Origin of the sequence: Pseudomonas knackmussii B13 (assembly GCF_000689415.1) — a bacterium.
Classification (GTDB): domain Bacteria; phylum Pseudomonadota; class Gammaproteobacteria; order Pseudomonadales; family Pseudomonadaceae; genus Pseudomonas; species Pseudomonas knackmussii.
The window spans coordinates 1,581,140-1,598,150 of record NZ_HG322950.1; the positions used below are offsets into that span (position 1 = coordinate 1,581,140).

18 protein-coding genes and 1 tRNA gene are annotated in these 17,011 nt (G+C 64.0%); 11 read left to right on the plus strand and 8 right to left on the minus strand.

All coding sequences use genetic code 11. The features are described 5' to 3' along the window. The first annotated feature begins 31 nt into the window (after positions 1-31). The 3 genes from PKB_RS07580 to PKB_RS07590 all read left to right on the plus strand — a co-directional run bounded on the left by PKB_RS07580 (position 32) and on the right by PKB_RS07590 (position 3,914). Positions 32-1,327: an OprD family porin gene (locus tag PKB_RS07580; protein WP_043250447.1), complete on the plus strand. Its 1,296-nt coding sequence runs from the start codon at positions 32-34 to the stop codon at positions 1,325-1,327. A gap of 204 nt (positions 1,328-1,531) precedes the next feature. Beyond that, positions 1,532-2,671, plus strand: a complete 1,140-nt coding sequence (locus PKB_RS07585; protein WP_043250449.1) for an acyl-CoA dehydrogenase family protein — start codon at positions 1,532-1,534, stop codon at positions 2,669-2,671. A 61-nt stretch (positions 2,672-2,732) separates the two neighbouring features. Further along, entirely contained in the window at positions 2,733-3,914 is a 1,182-nt protein-coding gene (locus PKB_RS07590; RefSeq protein ID WP_043250451.1) for a CaiB/BaiF CoA transferase family protein, read from the plus strand. Between the two features lie 7 nt (positions 3,915-3,921). Here the strand turns inward: PKB_RS07590 and PKB_RS07595 are convergent, their stop codons facing one another. The 3 genes from PKB_RS07595 to PKB_RS07605 all read right to left on the minus strand — a co-directional run bounded on the left by PKB_RS07595 (position 3,922) and on the right by PKB_RS07605 (position 6,059). Next, positions 3,922-4,419, minus strand: coding sequence for a SprT family zinc-dependent metalloprotease (locus PKB_RS07595; RefSeq protein WP_043250452.1), 498 nt, complete (start codon positions 4,417-4,419; stop codon positions 3,922-3,924). 285 nt (positions 4,420-4,704) lie between these two features. Beyond that, positions 4,705-5,301, minus strand: a complete 597-nt coding sequence (locus PKB_RS07600; protein ID WP_043250455.1) for a Yip1 family protein — start codon at positions 5,299-5,301, stop codon at positions 4,705-4,707. A 161-nt stretch (positions 5,302-5,462) separates the two neighbouring features. Beyond that, the gene (locus PKB_RS07605) at positions 5,463-6,059 is read right to left on the minus strand and encodes a DNA-J related domain-containing protein (RefSeq protein ID WP_043250456.1); all 597 of its coding nucleotides are present in this window, start codon (positions 6,057-6,059) and stop codon (positions 5,463-5,465) included. Positions 6,060-6,160: 101 nt separating this feature from the next. On the opposite strand from PKB_RS07605, the gene ttcA reads away from it, so the two are divergent. The 7 genes from ttcA to PKB_RS07640 all read left to right on the plus strand — a co-directional run bounded on the left by ttcA (position 6,161) and on the right by PKB_RS07640 (position 10,597). Next, on the plus strand, positions 6,161-6,988 hold the full coding sequence (ttcA, locus tag PKB_RS07610) for a tRNA 2-thiocytidine(32) synthetase TtcA (protein ID WP_043250458.1): 828 nt from the start codon (positions 6,161-6,163) through the stop codon (positions 6,986-6,988). 13 nt (positions 6,989-7,001) lie between these two features. Continuing rightward, on the plus strand, positions 7,002-7,673 hold the full coding sequence (locus PKB_RS07615) for a DNA-3-methyladenine glycosylase I (protein ID WP_043250460.1): 672 nt from the start codon (positions 7,002-7,004) through the stop codon (positions 7,671-7,673). A gap of 30 nt (positions 7,674-7,703) precedes the next feature. Then, on the plus strand, positions 7,704-8,468 hold the full coding sequence (locus PKB_RS07620) for an NAD-dependent deacylase (RefSeq protein WP_043250462.1): 765 nt from the start codon (positions 7,704-7,706) through the stop codon (positions 8,466-8,468). 101 nt (positions 8,469-8,569) lie between these two features. After that, on the plus strand, positions 8,570-9,166 hold the full coding sequence (locus PKB_RS07625; protein WP_084166781.1) for a C40 family peptidase: 597 nt from the start codon (positions 8,570-8,572) through the stop codon (positions 9,164-9,166). 83 nt (positions 9,167-9,249) lie between these two features. Then, a complete protein-coding gene (locus PKB_RS07630; protein WP_043250467.1) occupies positions 9,250-9,783 on the plus strand; it encodes a C40 family peptidase in 534 nt (177 codons plus the stop codon). Between the two features lie 18 nt (positions 9,784-9,801). Beyond that, the gene (locus tag PKB_RS07635) at positions 9,802-10,464 is read left to right on the plus strand and encodes a class I SAM-dependent methyltransferase (RefSeq protein ID WP_043250469.1); all 663 of its coding nucleotides are present in this window, start codon (positions 9,802-9,804) and stop codon (positions 10,462-10,464) included. 57 nt (positions 10,465-10,521) lie between these two features. Continuing rightward, positions 10,522-10,597, plus strand: a tRNA-Ala gene (locus PKB_RS07640). A 50-nt stretch (positions 10,598-10,647) separates the two neighbouring features. Here the strand turns inward: PKB_RS07640 and PKB_RS07645 are convergent. From PKB_RS07645 to PKB_RS07665, 5 genes are all read right to left on the minus strand, one after another. Then, the gene (locus tag PKB_RS07645) at positions 10,648-11,343 is read right to left on the minus strand and encodes a pirin family protein (protein WP_043250471.1); all 696 of its coding nucleotides are present in this window, start codon (positions 11,341-11,343) and stop codon (positions 10,648-10,650) included. Positions 11,344-11,478: 135 nt separating this feature from the next. Continuing rightward, the gene (tcyN, locus tag PKB_RS07650; RefSeq protein WP_043250473.1) at positions 11,479-12,240 is read right to left on the minus strand and encodes an L-cystine ABC transporter ATP-binding protein TcyN; all 762 of its coding nucleotides are present in this window, start codon (positions 12,238-12,240) and stop codon (positions 11,479-11,481) included. Next, positions 12,237-12,911, minus strand: coding sequence for a cystine ABC transporter permease (tcyL, locus tag PKB_RS07655; RefSeq protein ID WP_043250476.1), 675 nt, complete (start codon positions 12,909-12,911; stop codon positions 12,237-12,239). The genes tcyN and tcyL overlap by 4 nt, the downstream gene beginning before the upstream one ends. After that, entirely contained in the window at positions 12,908-13,711 is an 804-nt protein-coding gene (tcyJ, locus tag PKB_RS07660) for a cystine ABC transporter substrate-binding protein (protein WP_043250478.1), read from the minus strand. The genes tcyL and tcyJ overlap by 4 nt, the downstream gene beginning before the upstream one ends. A 99-nt stretch (positions 13,712-13,810) precedes the next feature. Next, entirely contained in the window at positions 13,811-14,815 is a 1,005-nt protein-coding gene (locus tag PKB_RS07665) for a D-cysteine desulfhydrase (RefSeq protein WP_043250480.1), read from the minus strand. Between the two features lie 229 nt (positions 14,816-15,044). Here PKB_RS07665 and hflK point away from each other — a divergent pair, with 229 nt between their 5' ends. Continuing rightward, on the plus strand, positions 15,045-17,009 hold the full coding sequence (hflK, locus tag PKB_RS07670) for a protease modulator HflK (RefSeq protein WP_043250483.1): 1,965 nt from the start codon (positions 15,045-15,047) through the stop codon (positions 17,007-17,009). The last annotated feature ends 2 nt before the right edge of the window (positions 17,010-17,011 follow it).

A 17,011-nucleotide genomic window follows, 5' to 3' on the forward strand; every position in this document is an offset into this window, starting at 1 on the left:
TCAACGCTATAACACTACTAAGGGGAAAGTGATGATCCGTAATAACTACGCCGGTTTTGCCAAGAGCAGCCTGGCGAAGGCCGTGCTGGGCGCCAGCATTGTCCTGCCCGCCGTCGCTCACGCCGACTTCATTTCGGACAGTAAAGCCAGCGTTGAACTGCGCAACTTCTACTTCAACCGTGACTTCCGCACTTCCACTCCGGCTCAGCAGAACAAGCAGGAAGAGTGGGGCCAGGGCTTCATCGCCAAGTTCGAATCGGGCTACACCGAAGGCACCATTGGCGTGGGCGTTGACGCCATCGGCGCCCTGGGCCTGAAACTGGACTCCAGCCCGGACCGCACTGGCACCGGCCTGCTGCCGAAGACCGCCGACGGCTCCGCTCCGGACGACTTCAGCAAGGGTGGCGCTACCGCCAAGCTGCGCTACGAGAAGAACGTCCTGAAAGCCGGCACCCTGATGCCCAAGCTGCCGGTCATCGTGCCCAACGACAGCCGCCTGCTGCCGCAACTCTTCGTGGGTACCGGCTTCAACTCCACCCAGATCGATGGCCTGAACTTCGACGCCGGTCGCCTGAACCAGACCAACCGTCGTGACTCTTCCAACTACGAAGAGATGACCGTCACCACCGGTGGCAAGAAGAACATCACCACCACCAAGGGTCTGACCACCAACGAGTTCGACTACGCCGGTGCGACCTACAACTGGACCAAGAACTTCAGCACCGGTTACCACTACGGCGAGCTGAACGACTTCTACAAGCAGCACTACCTGACCCTGGGCTGGACCCTGCCGATCGCCGACGGCCAGTCGCTGAAGACCGACCTGCGCTGGGCCAAGTCCACCGACGACGGCGGCAGCAACGTCGACAACAAGGCCCTCAACGGCATGGTCACCTACAACCTGGGCTACCACGCCTTCGGCCTGGGCTACCAGAAGATGAGCGGCGACACCGGCTTCGCCTATATCAACGGCACCGACCCGTTCCTGGTGAACTACGTCCAGATCCTGGACTTCGCCAACAAGGACGAGCGGTCCTACCAGGCGCGCTACGACTACAACTTCGCCGGCCTCGGCATCCCCGGTCTGACCTTCATGACCCGCTACGTCAAGGGTGACAACGTCGACCGCCTGACCACCAACGACGAAGGCACCGAGTGGGAACGCGACACCGACATCGCCTACGTATTCCAGGACGGCTACCTGAAGGGCCTGGGCGTCAAGTGGCGTAACGCGACCACCCGCAGCAACTTTGCCAACAACAGCGCTGCCAGCAACGCTGCCGACGAAAACCGTCTGATCGTCAGCTACACCATGCCGCTGTGGTAACAGAAATCCGAGAGAGGTCGTAGGCATTGACCTCCGCGTCACGGACGACGCAACTCCTAATGGTTTGACCCCGCCTGCTGGCGGGGTTTTTTTATGTGCGGTGCGCTGACCGAAAGCGTCAATTGAGCCTGAGCGCTGGCGTCATTGAGAGGGACGGGGACGCCACCTAACCTGCCGGCACCTCCACCGACAAGGTTCGCCGTCATGCAGCGCATTCATTTCGAGACCGAGCACAACCTGTTCCGCGACGCCTTCCGCGCCTTCCTCGACAAGGAAGTGGTACCACACCAGGAGGCCTGGGAAGAGGCGGGCGTGGTCGACCGCAGCGTCTGGCGCAAGGCTGGCGAACTGGGCTTCCTGCTGCCCTGGGCGGATGAGGAATACGGCGGTGCCGGGCTGAAGGACTTCCGCTACGAACAGATCATGTGCGAGGAGCTGGCGCACATAAACGAACCGGGCTTCATGATCCCGCTCCATTCGGCGCTGTGCGGCCCCTACATCGCCGAATACGGTAACGCTGAGCAGAAGGCGCGCTTCCTGCCGGGGATCATCCGCGGCGAAACCATCCTCGCCGTGGCGATGACCGAGCCCTCAGCCGGCTCCGACCTTGCCGGCATGCGCACCACCGCTGTGGACAAGGGCGACCACTACGTCCTCAACGGCTCCAAGGTGTTCATCTCCAACGGCCTGCTCGCCGACCTGGTGATAGTCGCGGCCAAGACCGACCCGAACAACAAGCACGCCATGGGCCTGTTCCTGGTCGAGCGCGGCATGCCCGGCTTCGAGCGTGGGCGCAATCTGAAGAAGCTCGGCATGAAGAGCCAGGACACCGCCGAGCTGTTCTTCAACGACGTGAAAGTGCCCAAGGAGAATCTGCTGGGCGACGCCAAGGGTGGTTTCTACTACCTAATGAACATGCTCGCCCAGGAGCGCCTGACCAACGCCTGCGGCGCGGTGGCTGGAGCCGAGGCGGCGCTGCAGGCGACCATCGACTACGTGAAGGAACGCAAGGCCTTCGACCGGCCCATCGCGCACTTCCAGAACACCCGCTTCAAGCTCGCCGAGATGCGCACCCAGGTCGATGTGGCGCAGGTCTTCACCGACCGCTGCGTGATGGATCACAACCAGAAGAAGCTGACGCCCGAAGTGGCGGCCGAAGCCAAGCTGTTCACCACCGAGCTGCTCGGCAAAGTCGTCGACGAAGGCGTGCAACTGCACGGCGGCTGGGGTTACATGTGGGAGTACCCGATCTGCCGCATGTACGCCAACGCGCGCATCCAGCGCATCTTCGCCGGCACCTCGGAGATCATGAAGGAGATCATCAGCCGCGGCATGAAGCTTTGAGCTGAAAATCAGCGGACCTCGCCGGGCGAGGTCCGCCCATAAGAACAACCAGGAGTTCGCCATGAAAGGCCCGCTCGCCTCGCTGAAGATCCTCGACTTCTCGACCCTGCTGCCAGGCCCCTTCGCCTCGTTGCTGCTGGCCGACATGGGCGCCGAAGTGCTGCGCGTGGAGTCGCCCTCGCGCATGGACCTGGTCCGCGTGCTGCCGCCCCATGACGACGGCGTCTCCGCCAGCCACGCCTACCTCAACCGCAACAAGCGCAGCATCGCCCTCGATCTCAAGCGGCCGGAAGCGGTGGAGGTGGTGAAGCAGCTGGTGCGCGAGTACGACATCGTCCTCGAGCAGTTCCGTCCCGGCGTAATGGACAAGCTCGGCGTCGGCTACGAGGCGCTCAAGGCGATCAACCCGAAGCTGATCTACGTCTCCATCACCGGCTACGGCCAGACCGGGCCGTATCGCGACCGCGCCGGGCACGACATCAACTACCTCGCCCTGGCCGGCGTGGCGAGCTACACCGGGCGGCGCGATACCGGGCCGCTGCCGTTGGGCGTGCAATTGGCCGACCTTGGCGGCGGATCGCTGCACGGGGTAATGGGGTTGCTCGCCGCGGTCATCCATCGCCAGCACACCGGAGAAGGGCAGCAGGTGGACGTCAGCATGACCGACTGTGCCTTCAGCCTGAACGGCATGGCCGGCGCCGGCTACCTGGCCTGCGGCGTGGAGCCGGACATGGAAAACCAGGCGCTCAACGGCGGCAGCTTCTATGACTACTACCGCACCCGCGACGGCCGCTGGTTCTCGGTCGGCAGCCTGGAGCCGCAGTTCATGCAGCAGTTCTGTGCCGTTATCGGCCATCCGGAACTGGCGGCGCGGGGCCTGTCGCTGAAGGCCGAGGATCAGCAGGCGCTCAAGCGCGAGATCGCCGTCGCCTTCGAGAAGCGCGACTTCGCCGACTGGTGCGAGCGCTTCGCAGCCGTGGACGCCTGTGTGGAACCGATGTTGCCGCTGTCCGAGGCGGTCGAGCATCCGCAGATCCAGGCGCGCGGACTGGTCGTCGAAGTGCCGCGTGGCGACGGGCGTAAGCAACGGCAAATGGCTTGCCCGATCCGCTTCTCGGCGGGCCTCCCGGAGCCGAAGCACATAGGCGCGGCCGTTGGCGAACACAGCGCCGAAGTACTGCATGAGCTGGGCTATTCGGAGGCTCAGGTTGCCGAGCTGAAGGCCGCCAAGGTGATCGCCTGAGACAGCTTTACTCGCGCACGACCTGGCCGGTGAACACCAGCGTGGTGCGGCAGCGCCGGCAGTAGTAGCGGCGGCCCTGGGCGACCAGGTTGTGGCGCTGGGCAGAGAAGGGGAAGTCGGGGTTCTCGTCGCAGCGGCAGCGGTAGATGTAGCGCGTGGCGCGGCGCCGCTTGATCTCGTAGGTATGGCAACGATCCGGCGGCAGGCCGTAGACGCCGCGCATGATCAGCTGCCACTCCTCTCCATGCGGGCGGATACGCGGGCCGAACATCTGGTGGGCGATCAGGTGCGCGACCTCATGGGCCACGGTCTGCTTGAGGAAGTGTTCGCGGTTCTCGCGATAGAGCTGGGGGTTGAAGCGCAGCAGGTTCTCGTCCAGATGCGCCACCCCGGCTTTCTGCCCGCGCAGGCGGAAGCTCACTTCCGGGCGCGGGAAGCGCCGCTGGAAGAAACTTTCGGCCATTTGGTAGCAGGCTTCTACGCGGGCATTGAGCTGTTCGGGCATACAGTGTTTTCTCCGGCGGGGGCTGATTATGCCGGAGTCGGCGACTTTGCGCCGGCCGCTCGTCCGCCGTGCAGCTTCAGGCAAGTGCTGTGGGCTTTCAGGCAAGCCGAGGGGCTGTGCCGGGTTGCTGGGTCCCCGCGTTCGCGGGGATGACCGAGGTGAATGGGACGCGTCACTCAACTCGTCATTCCCGCGAACGCGGGCAACCAGAGATGAGGCCCAGGCAAGACCGCGCGGAAACGAAAACCGGGCCGCAAGGGCCCGGTTCATCGACACGTTAAAGGGTCAGGTGTATTCCGGCCCGACGCCGCTGCCCCAGAGGATCACCGAGAGCGCGATCATCGCCACCAGAACCACCAGGCCTACTGCCAGCACCGAGCTGGAGAACAGGAAGCCTTCATCCTTGGGAATGTTCATGAAAGTGGGTATGCCCACATACAAGAGGTAAACGGTGTAGCAGATGGCCGCGGTGCCAATGACCATGCCCAGCCAGAGGTGCGGGTAGAGCGCCGCCACGCCGCCGATGAACAGCGGGGTCGCGGTGTAGGCTGCGAACACGATGCACTGGGTCAGGCTGGGGGTGGCGTCGTAGGTGCGCGCCATCCAGTGGATGAAGGCGCCCATGACGGCAACACCGGCCAGCATCGCCAGGTAGGTCAGTATCGTAAGTTGTATCGCGCTTGCGGCTGTCAACTTGACCGGTCCGCCTCCGCCCAGCACCCAGCCCACCTGAGTGGTGCCTATGTAGGCGCAGATGACGGGAATGGCAGCAAGGATCAGGACATGGGTCAGGTACATATGGCTGATGCTTTCCTCTTCGCCACGGATTTCCTGCCATTCCTGATCGGGATGGGTGAAGAGCCCCCACACGTGATGGATCATCTCGACGACCTCCTCGTTATTATGCAGGCCGCCTCCCAGCGCCGCGCCGGGTACGCATGGCCAGCGTTGCCCGGTGCACGTCAGACTCGTGCGACCTTGTGTCGCAGTATAGGAAGAGGCTGGAGCCCGCGTCGTCCGTGGGTTTAGAGCAAATCGGAGTTTCACGGGCGGCTGTAATAGCGCTGCAGTATTTCCATCGCCTTGTTGATCGACTGCAGGCGCGCCGTGCTACCGCCGCGGTCGGGATGGTGCTGGCTGACCAGTTGGCGGTAGCGAAGCTTGATCAGCGCATAGTCCACCGGGCCGTCCTCCAGCTCGAACAGCGCCAGGGCGGCGGCCTTCTCGCCGTCGCCCTGCATGCGCGTCCAGAAGCTTTCCAGCAGCTTCTCCACGTCACGCTCGGTGGTGTCGCGCAGATTGCTCTCGTCGAGGTAGTAGGCGCGCAGAGGATCGGCCTCGACCAACCCGGGCGCACCGGCCTGCCAGGGCAGCAGGCGAATCTGCAGCGGGCCGATCTGGAGGAACTCGCTCGCCTCCTCGCAGAGCCGATCACGCAATCGGTAGAGCGCGTTGAACACCAGGAAATGGGTGCGAAACAGCACCAGCTTGTCGATCAGCGGCAGGTTTGGGATATGCGTGGAGTGCCGCGACTTCAGCTGCTGGATCAGCTGGTACTCGGAAGCGCCATCGGGCGCCTCGCGCAGCAGCTGGAGCAACTGATCGGCAAGGTCGAGGCTGGAGTCGAGGTCGGTGTTCATAAGAGTGGAGCCTAGCATTCGGGCTCACAGGGGGCTGGGGCGCGCTTCGCTTTGTGCGTAAAATAGCCAGCTTTTCGTCTCCACCCGGATCTCCCCGCACCATGCCCAGCACCCTTTCGGTCAACCAGAACAAACTGCAGAAGCGCCTGCGCCGCCAGGTCGGCGAAGCCATCGCCGATTTCAACATGATCGAGGACGGCGACAAGGTCATGGTCTGCCTGTCCGGCGGCAAGGACAGCTACACGATGCTCGACATCCTGCTGTACCTGCAGAAGGTCGCGCCGATCCAGTTCGAAATCGTCGCCGTGAACATGGACCAGAAGCAGCCCGGCTTCCCCGAGCACGTGCTGCCGGCCTACCTGGAGTCCATCGGCGTGCAGTACCACATCATCGAGAAGGACACCTACTCGGTGGTCAAGGAGAAGATCCCGGAGGGCAAGACCACCTGCTCGCTGTGCTCGCGCCTGCGCCGCGGCACTCTTTATACCTACGCCGATGAAATCGGCGCGACCAAGATGGCGCTCGGTCACCACCGCGACGACATCCTGGAAACCTTCTTCCTCAACATGTTCTACGGCGGCACCCTCAAGGCCATGCCGCCCAAGCTGCTGTCGGACGACGGCCGCAACGTGGTGATTCGCCCGTTGGCCTACTGCAACGAGAAGGACATCGAGGCCTATTCGGTGCTCAAGGAGTTCCCGATCATCCCGTGCAACCTGTGCGGCTCGCAGGAGAACCTGCAGCGCCAGGTGGTCAAGGAGATGCTCCTGGAGTGGGAGCGCAAGTCGCCCGGCCGCACCGAGATCATGTTCCGCGCGCTGCAGAACGTGGTGCCGTCGCAGCTGGCCGACCGCAACCTGTTCGACTTCAGGAGCCTGAAGATCGACGACAGCGCCACGCCTCGTTTCCTCGACGTGATGAGCCTCTAATCAAGGAAGGGCGATGCGCGACTACCAGTGGTTGTACGAGTACTGCCTGAACCGCTTCGGCTCGGCGGAGGCGCTGGAAGCTCGCCTGCCGCAACCGAAGAGCCCAGCGGAGCTGGCCTCGGTCGGCGATGATCGTTATCTGTCGCTGCTCAGCCTGCGCATCTTCCGCGCGGGCCTCAAGCACAGCCTGGTGGACGCCAAGTGGCCGGCCTTCGAGGAAGTCTTCTTCGGCTTTGATCCGGAGAAGGTCGTGCTGATGGGCGGCGAGCGTCTGGAGAGCCTGATGCAGGACGCCCGCCTGATCCGCCACCTGGGCAAGCTCAAGAGCGTGCCGCGCAACGCCCAGATGATCCTCGACATCGCCCGCGACTACGGCAGCTTCGGCAAGCTGCTCGCGCAGTGGCCGGTGACCGATATCGTCGGCCTGTGGAAGCTGCTGGCCAAGCGCGGCAACCAGCTTGGCGGGCTGTCGGCGCCGCGTTTCCTGCGGATGGCCGGCAAGGACACCTTTATTCCCACCGACGACATGGTCGCCGCGCTCAAGGCACAGGAAATCATCGACAAGGCACCGACCAGTCAGAAGGACCTTGCGGCGGTTCAGGCCGCCTTCAATGTCTGGCATGAGCAGAGCGGTCGACCGCTTTGCCAGCTGTCGGTGATGCTGGCGCATACCGTCAATCACTGAGGCGCGCCGAGCGCGCGGGGGAGGGGAGCCATGGAAGACGCCATCGCACGTACCGCCGAAGTACTGCAGCGTGCAGAGCGCATCCTGGTGATCACCGGGGCCGGGCTCTCCGCCGATTCCGGGATGCCGACCTATCGAGGCCTGGGCGGGCTCTACAACGGTGTGACCGAAGAGGGCGTGCCCATCGAGGTTGCGATCTCCGGGCCGATGCTGCGGCGCGATCCGGCGTTGTGCTGGAAGTATCTCGCCGAACTCGGCAAGGCATGCCTCAATGCTGCCCCCAATGCCGGGCATGAGGCGATCGCCGAGTTGCAGCGGCGCAAGCCGCAATGCTGGGTGCTGACGCAGAACATCGACGGCTTCCATCGCCGCGCCGGTTCGCCGGCCGAGCGGTTGATCGAGATCCACGGGGAATTGCAGCCGCTGTACTGCCAATCTTGCGGGGCAGAGAGCGATGAGTTGCGGGAGCATCTTGCGCGTCCGCTACCGCCGCGCTGTGCGGCTTGCGGCGGGGTGCTGCGTCCGCCGGTGGTGCTCTTCGAGGAAATGTTGCCGGAGGAGGCTATCGATGCGCTCTATGCGCAATTGCGCCAGGGCTTCGACCTGGTCCTGCTGGTGGGAACCACCGCGAGCTTCCCGTACATTGTCGAGCCTGTGCTGCGGACCAGAGCAGCCGGGGGCTTCACCGTCGAGGTGAATCCGGCGTCGACCGACCTCAGTTCGGTGGTCGATGTAAAAATTGAAGGACGAGCCTTAGACATTTTGCCGCGTCTGATAAGTCACATTTCTCGATAAAAAACTTGCATGGATCCGATCGAGCGGGCAAATTAGCGCGCTAATGGAACTAATGAGACACGGTCGTGCCCATGCTTAAACGCTTCGCACCCCTCGTGCCCATGAGTTTCGTCTTGCTGCTGGCCGCTTGCGCCAGCCATTCGCCAGAATCCCAGCATGGTCAACAGGTCGCCGTAGAGCAGGCCAACCGCAGTAGCTGGATTCAGATTGACCACCACAAGGCAACACTGGCGGGTGTGGAAGACGAGGGGGCAGGAAATAACAGTGGAAACTCGTCGGGGCGAGTTTCGAGCATTCTTGATCGCGCATTCGCCCTGATCGGTACTCCGTACCGTTTCGGCGGCCGATCGGAAGCAACCGGATTCGATTGCAGCGGCTTCGTCGGTTACCTGTACCGCGAAGAGGCTGGAATCAACCTTCCGCGTTCCACGCGTGAAATGATCAACATGGACGTCCCGCTGGTCTCCAAAGAAGACCTGCAACCGGGCGACCTGATCTTCTTCAACAACCGCGGTCGCGGTCGCGTGAGTCACGCCGGTATCTATATTGGTGATGGCCAGTTCATCCATTCCGCCAGCCGTCGTGGTGGTGGTGTCCGCGTGGATAACCTGGACGACAGCTATTGGCGCCTGAGCTTCCTCGAAGCCAAGCGCGTGCTTGAGCCTGGATTCCAGGCACGGCTGGCAGTGACTCGCTAAACTTAAAGTTTTACTTTAAGTATTGCGCTCAAGTCATTGTTGATACAAAGTGATGGCATTCCTGTATCAGGGGTGCCATTGCTATGTCCACCGTTCTCCGCATCGCAGCCCTCGCGCTCATTTCCTTGCTGTCCGCCTGCGCCAGTCACAAGGCGCCTGCCCCTCCACCGGTTGTCTACGCCCCCTCAGGCAACCCCGGAGTCAATTCGCAGGCCGCTGATGACGTTCTGATTCGTGCTATCGGTCTGGTGGGAACGCCCTATCGCTGGGGCGGTAATACCCCCGATGGCGGTTTCGATTGCAGTGGCCTGATCGGCTACGTCTACCGCGACGCAACTGGCTTGCAACTGCCGCGCTCGACACGCGAAATGATCGTCATGCGAGCCCCCGTCGTCGGTCGCGAGGCCCTGCAGAGCGGCGATCTGGTGTTCTTCGCCACCAGCGGTGGACGCAACGTCAGTCATGCGGGTATCTATGTCGGTGAAGGGCGCTTCGTGCATGCGCCCCGTACGGGCGGGACGGTTCGCCTGGACAGCATCGACAGCCCCTATTGGCAGAAAGCCTTCCTGGAGGCCAAGCGCGTCCTCGCGGTGCAGAGTCTCGCCCTCCACCCCTGACACACCACGGGAGGGCCCATGACTACTCGCACGCTCAATCTGGATGACGCGCTTTACCAGTACCTGCTCGACGTTTCCCTGCGCGATACCCCGCTTAAGTCGAGGCTGCGCGCGGAAACTGCAGCGCTGCCCATGGCACGCTGGCAGATAGCGCCGGAACAGGGGCAGTTCCTGGCCTTGCTGGTCAAACTCATCGGCGCTCGGCGCATCCTAGAAGTCGGCACCTTCACTGGCTACAGCGCACTGTGCATGGCTGAGGCGCTCCCGGAAGACGGCCACATCCTCTGCTGCGACCTGCCCGGTGACTACAACGCGACGGCAAGATCGTACTGGCAGGAGGCCGGTGTCGCCGATCGCATCGAATTGCGCCTCGGCCCTGCACTGGACACTTTGGCGGCCTTGGAAAGGGAAGGGCACAAGGGCAGCTTCGACATTGCCTTCATCGATGCCGACAAAGCCAACTATCCGCTCTACCTGGAGTACGCGCTGACGCTGCTACGCCAGGGCGGTCTCGTGCTCTTCGACAACGTGTTGTGGAGCGGCCGGGTGCTCGAGCGAGATCCGGAAAGCGTCGATACCCAGGCGATCCAGCAACTCAACCTGGCGCTGAAGCAAGACGCCCGCATCGACTATTCGCTGCTTCCGTTGGGCGACGGCATGAGCCTGTGTCGCAAGCGCTGAAAGTCAGTTCGAAGGCATTGCTGACGGTCAGTGGCTAGGCTAGATTCTGCCTACCTCGGGCCGATAGCTCAGCTGGGAGAGCGCCGCGTTCGCAATGCGGAGGTCGGGAGTTCGATCCTCCTTCGGTCCACCAACATGAATAAAGGCACGCATTGCGTGCCTTTTTCGTTCCCGGCGAAGCGGTCAGGCGACGTCCACCAGGATGACTTCGCTGTCTTCCAGCGCCGTCACTGTCACCACTGCTTCGCCTTCGATGGCGGCGCCATCGCGGGCTTCCAGGGTTACGCCGTTGACCTCCAGCTTGCCGGTTGCTGGCACCAGGTAGGCGCGGCGGTTGCCGAGTTCGTACTCGGCGCTATCCCCGGCCTTCAGGGTGGCGGCTACCAGGCGGCCGTCAGCGCGGATGCGCAGGGCATCGGCGTCGCTTTCGTAACCGCTGGCGAGGGTGACGAAACGTCCGGCGCGGTCGCCTTTGGGGAACGGCTTGGCGCCCCAGGACGGCTGGCCGCCACGCACGGTCGGCAGGATCCAGATCTGGAAGATCTTGGTCACGTCCTTCTCCAGGTTGTACTCGGAGTGGACGATGCCGCTACCCGCGCTCATTACCTGCACGTCGCCGGCTTCGGTGCGGCCCTTGTTGCCCAGGCTGTCCTGGTGGGTGATCGCGCCTTGCCGCACGTAGGTGATGATTTCCATCTCGCGGTGCGGGTGCGGCGGGAAGCCGGTGCCGGCGGCGATCTCGTCGTCGTTCCAGACGCGCAGCGGGCCCCAGTTCATGCGTTCGTCGTCGTAGTACTCGGCGAAGGAGAAGTGGTGCTTGGCGTTCAGCCAGCCGTGGTTGGCGCCGCCGAGTTGTTTGAAGGGTCTGCGTTCGATCATGGAGTCAGTCCTCTAGGGGCGCTTGACCGCCCTGGTGGGCGGTTTGCGCGGTTCATGGAGGCTATATTGATCTCGATATGATCGATAAAAAAGCGCAAATATCCGGCGATATCTATCGATAAAGTTGACTATAGACTAGCCGGATGCCTGCTCTGGATTGAGGAATTTGCTGAGGAATTGCCGGGTGCGTTCTTCCTTCGGATGGGCGAACAGCGCCTTTGCCTCGCCCTGTTCGACGATCACGCCCTTGTCGATGAAGATCGCCCGGTTGGCGACGTCGCGGGCGAAGCTCATCTCGTGGGTGACGATGACCATGGTGCGCCTTTCCTGGGCCAGGCCGCGGATGGTCGCGAGGACCTCGCCGACCAGTTCCGGGTCGAGCGCCGAGGTGGGCTCGTCGAAGAGGATCACGTCGGGCTGCATGGCCAGTGCGCGGGCAATGGCGACGCGTTGCTGCTGGCCGCCGGAAAGACGCTTGGGATAGGCGTCTTCCTTGCCGGCCAGGCCGACCTTGGCCAACAGCTGGCGGGCGCGCTGCACGGCGCTTTCGCGCGATTCCTTCTTCACGATCACCGGGCCTTCGATGACGTTCTCCAGCGCGGTGCGGTGCGGGAACAGGTTGAAGTTCTGGAAGACGAACCCGACGTGCTGGCGCAGCTTGCGGATCAGCGCTTGCTGGCCGCTCAGCGGGCGCGTGGCGTCGATCTCGATGTCGCCGACGCGGATGGTTCCACCGCTCGGCGTTTCCAGCAGGTTCAGGCAGCGCAGCAGGGTGGTCTTGCCGGAACCGCTGGGGCCGATGATCGCCACCACTTCGCCGGCCTCGACGGTCAGGTCGATGCCCTTGAGCACGTCCTGGCCGTGGAACTGCTTGGTCAGCTTGCGTACTTCGATCATGCCTCGTGCTCCAGGTCATGGCGGTTGACCCGCGCTTCCAGGCGGTTCTGCAGGTGCGCGAGGATGCTCGCCAGCACCCAGTACATGAGCGCGGCGGTGAGGTACATGGTGAAGACCTCGAAGGTCCGTGCGGTGATCAGTTGCGCCTGGCGGAACAGCTCCGGCACCTGGATGGTGGCGGCGAGGGCGGTGTCCTTGACCAGCGAGATGAAGCTGTTGCCCAGCGGTGGCAGGGCAGTGCGCGCGGCTTGTGGAAGGATGACCCGGCGCAGGGTTTGCGCGCGGGTCATGCCGATGCTGGAGGCCGCTTCCCACTGGCCGCGATCGATGGAGCCGATCGCGGCGCGAAGGATTTCGCAGACGTACGCCGCCATGTTCAGCGAGAAGCCGATCAGCGCTGCCGGCAGCGGGTCGAGCTCGATGCCCAGCTGCGGCAGGCCGTAATAGATCATGAACAGCTGCACCAGCAGCGGCGTGCCGCGGAAGAACGACACGTAGATCCGCGACAGCCAGCGAAGCGCGGTGAAGCCGTAGAGGCGCATCAGCGCCAGGGCGAAACCGAGCAGCAGTCCGAAGAACATGCCACCTACGCTGAGGACTACCGTAAAGACCGCGCCCTTCAACAGGAAGGGCGCGGAATCCAGCGCAAGCTGCAGGCTTTCGTCGATCATTGAGTCACGTCAGCCTGGAAGTACTTCTCCGACAGCTTCTTCAGCGTGCCGTCGGCTCTCAGCTTGTCGATCGCCTTGTTGATCGCCGCGAGCAGTTCGGGGTTGTCCTTGCGCATAGCGATACCGGCTTCCTGGCGGGCGAACGGCGCGCCGGTCAGGGCCATGGCGCCCTTGGTCTTGTTGACCATGTCGAAGGCCGCCAGGCGGTCGACCAGGATGGCGTCGATACGGCCGCTACGCAGGTCCTGGAACTTGGTCGGGTCGTCTTCGTAGGTGCGCACGTCGGCTTGCGGCACGTTCTGCTTCAGCCACTGCTCGTAGTTGGTGCCCAGCCCCACGCCGACTTTCACGCCGGCGAGTTTCTCCGGCTTGTCGTACTTGGCTTCGTCGCCCTTGCGCACCAGCGCCTGGATGCCGGAGACGGTGTAGTACTCGGAGAAGTCATACTTCTTCTTGCGTTCGTCGGTGATGGTCACCTGGTTGATCACCACGTCCAGGCGCTTGGACTCCAGCGCGGCGAGGATGCCGTCCCATTTGGTCGGCTGGAACTTGGCCTTGACGCCCAGCTCCTTGGCCAGCAATTCGCCGAACTCCACCTCGAAGCCGGTCAGCTTGCCGTTCTCGTCGACGAAGCTGAAGGGCGGGTAGGTGCCTTCGAGGCCGACCTTGAGCACGCCGTTGCTCTGGATCTTCTTGAGCAGGCCCTCGTCGGCCGAGGCTTGCTGCCCGAGCAGGCTGGCGCCGAGGGCCAGGGTCAGGCTGGCGAAGATGAAACCGCGTCGCAGGATGCTGAAATTCATGATTTCCCTCGTTCTTGGTGTTTCAAGCAGGTTAGTCAAGGCCGCCGACTATATAGGTCGGTTGTTATTCCAGAAAATAATTACCGGTTTTATGGTTATTCAGTTTTTGATTTGAGTCATGTAGGCGAACAATGCGGGCGAACCGCCGGTGTGCAGGAACAGCACGGGGCCTTCGGCGAAGCGCTGGCGGGCCAGGCCATCGAGCAGACCGGCCATGGCCTTGCCGGTGTACACCGGATCGAGCAGCAGGCCTTCCTGAGAGGCTAGCAGGCGTACGGCCTCCAGAGTGCCAGCATTGGGCTCGCCGTAGCGTGGAGCGAAATACTCGTCCCACAGCGTGATCGAGAAATGTGCCGGCAGCGGGCAGCCGAGCAGGTCAGCGGTCTCCTGCGCCAGACCTTCTACCTTGGGACGTTGTGCCGCATCGGTGCGCGACACCGTGACGCCGATCACCGGGGTTTCCGGCAGCGCCTCGGCCAGCGCCAGTGCCATCCCTGCATGGGTACCAGCACTGCCGGAGGCCAACACCACGGCGGAGAAGTGCTCGCCACTTGTGCGCACCTGTTCGGCCAATTCCAGCCCCGCCCGCACGTAGCCCAGCGCGCCGAGTGCATTGGAGCCGCCAATGGGCACCAGATAGGGCTTGCGGCCTTCGCGGCGGAGGCGTTCCGCCGCCTCTTGCAGCAGCGCGTCGGCGTTATCGAGGTTTGGCACCTGTTCCACCTGTGCGCCGAACAGGTCGAGCAGCAGGCGGTTGCCATTGTTCAGGTAGTTGGCATCGTCAGTGCCGATCGGGTTCTCCAGCAGGGCGACGCAGCCCAGGCCCAGGCGTGCGGCGACGGCGGCGGTCTGGCGCACGTGGTTGGACTGGATGGCGCCGGCGGTGACCAGGACATCGGCGCCTACGCGAAGCGCATCGGCGGCGAGGAATTCGAGCTTGCGTACCTTGTTGCCGCCCATGGCCAGCGGCGTTACATCGTCGCGTTTGACGTACAGTTCACGGCCGAGCCGGCTCGACAGGCGCTCCAGCTTGTCGAGCGGGGTAGGGGCGCCGATCAGGTCCAGTCGGGGAAAACGGGCGAGGGCTTCGCGCAGGGTGCTCATGGGGGCGGCTCGCGGTAGTTGAACGATTGAGCAAGATAGTTCGCGGCCAACTTCCGGGCAATCGGCTCGCTGTTTGGGGCTTCCCTTTAGCCGCGCCTTCGACGAGAATTTCACGCCGATTGTTATAAGGTTACATTTTCGTCGCCGCGCCCAGCGTCCGCTGGCTCTTGCGCCCAGCCGACACCACTGAAGTACCGGCCGGCCGGCGATGGCCGCCTTTGGAGTTGCGATGAGAGTCGACCTGGACAGCGCGGGCGAAGAGCTGCAGGCGTTGCCGCGTTTCCAGCAGGCCGCGGGACATGCCCGGCGCCTGTTCTTCCTGGCCCTGGGCAGCGGGGTACTGGCCGCGCTGCTGTTCCTTCTGGCCATTCTCATCGGTTTGTTCGCCGCCGACTCCCCCTGGCTTCCGCTGTTGTGCAACAACGCCGCTGCCATGCTGCTGCTGGCTGCCGCCGCGCAGTCGGCTTGGCGTGTGGATGCCTGGCGCGCCGCTGTCCTCGGTCAACCTGCCTCGCCTTTTGCGCGATGGTTCGGCGCACGTGAGCAGTCGGACGAAACAACGCCGGTCGATACGCTGAGCGCCTACGACCGCTTCCTCGACGGCATTGGCCGTGGCTTGCGCACGCTGCTGCAGCGCATCGGTGTGGGCGCACTTTGGCTGGCTGGCCTGGCGCTCGCTGCCTTGCTGATGATCCGCGCCGGCTGGAACCTCGCACTGCCCGCCACTGCCCTTGGCCAGTCCGCGTATGTCGGTGCCGGTCTGCTGTTGCTCGTGGCTTTCGGGCTGCTGGTGCTGGAGCGGCATTTCGCAAGCAACAGCGAGGCGCAGTGGCCAGAAGCGGCTGGGCTGGCGCCGCTGCTGCGGATGGTCATCGCGGTGCAGCTGCTGTCGATTCCCGGGTTGCTGTTCGCCAGTGCCGAGAGCGTCTGGCCTGAGCGTCTGCTCGTACTGATCGGCTTGCTGCCGGCGGCGGTGGCGCTGGAGCTGATCCTGCGCGCACTGCTTTCGGTGTTCAGCCCGCAGCGCGCACGTCTGGAACCGCGCCTGGTCGGCGAAAGCCTGGTCGCCGGGCAACTGCGCTGGCCGCCGCGTCCGCTGGAGTTCCTGCAGGACGAACTGCAGCAGCGCTTCGGCATCGATCTGCGGCAGATATGGGCGTTCTCCTTCATGCGCCGGGCCTTCCTGCCGGTGGCCGCGCTGGTGGCGCTGATCGGCTGGCTGCTCAGTGGTATCCATGAGATTCCCCTGGACGGTCGGGGCATCTACGAGCGCTTCGGCAAGCCTGAGACCGTGCTCCAGCCGGGTCTGCACGCCGGGCTGCCCTGGCCGTTCGGCCGGGTGATCGCGGTGGAAAATGGCACCGTGCACGAGCTGGCGACCTCCGGCGATGCCAGCGTCGCCGACCTGCTCGCGCCCGCCGAAGGTCCGGCGCCGGAAGCCGCCAACCGCCTGTGGGACGCCTCGCACGCCAGCGAGAAGTCGCAGGTGATCGCCAGCGAGGCGGGGGGCAAGCAGAGCTTCCAGGTGGTCAACATGGACGTGCGCTTCGTCTATCGAATCGGCCTGAGCGATGCAGCGGCCCTGGCCGCCACCTACAACAGCGCCGATGTGCCGGCGCTGATCCGCAGTACCGCCAGCCGCGTGCTGGTACACGACTTTGCTTCGCGCACGCTCGACGAGGTTCTTAGCGGTCAGCGCCAGGCGCTGGCGGACGACATCGGCAAGGCGGTGCAGGCCGACCTCGCGCGCCTGAACAGTGGCGTGGAGATCCTCGCCACCGTGGTCGAGGCGATCCATCCGCCGGCCGGTGCGGCCAATGCCTACCATGCCGTGCAGGCCGCACAGATCACCGCGCAGGCGCTGATTTCCCGCGAGCGCGGCAAGGCCTCCGAGCAGACCAACGAGGCGCAGCTGGCGGCCAGCGTGGCGGTGGACAAGGCCAACGCCGACGCCCGCGAGAATACCGCCGCGGCGCAAGCCGCCGAGTTGCGCTTCGGCGCCGAGCGCAAGGCCTGGCAGGACGCCGGCCAGGCCTTCCTGCTGGAGCAGTATTTTGACCGTCTTGGCCAGGCCCTGGGCAATGCCCCGGCACTGGTCATCGACCATCGCCTGGGCGCCGCCGAGGCCCCGACCCTCGACCTGCGCAGCTTCGCCGCGCCCATCGATCCGGCGCGCCAGCCGGCCGCCAGATAGGA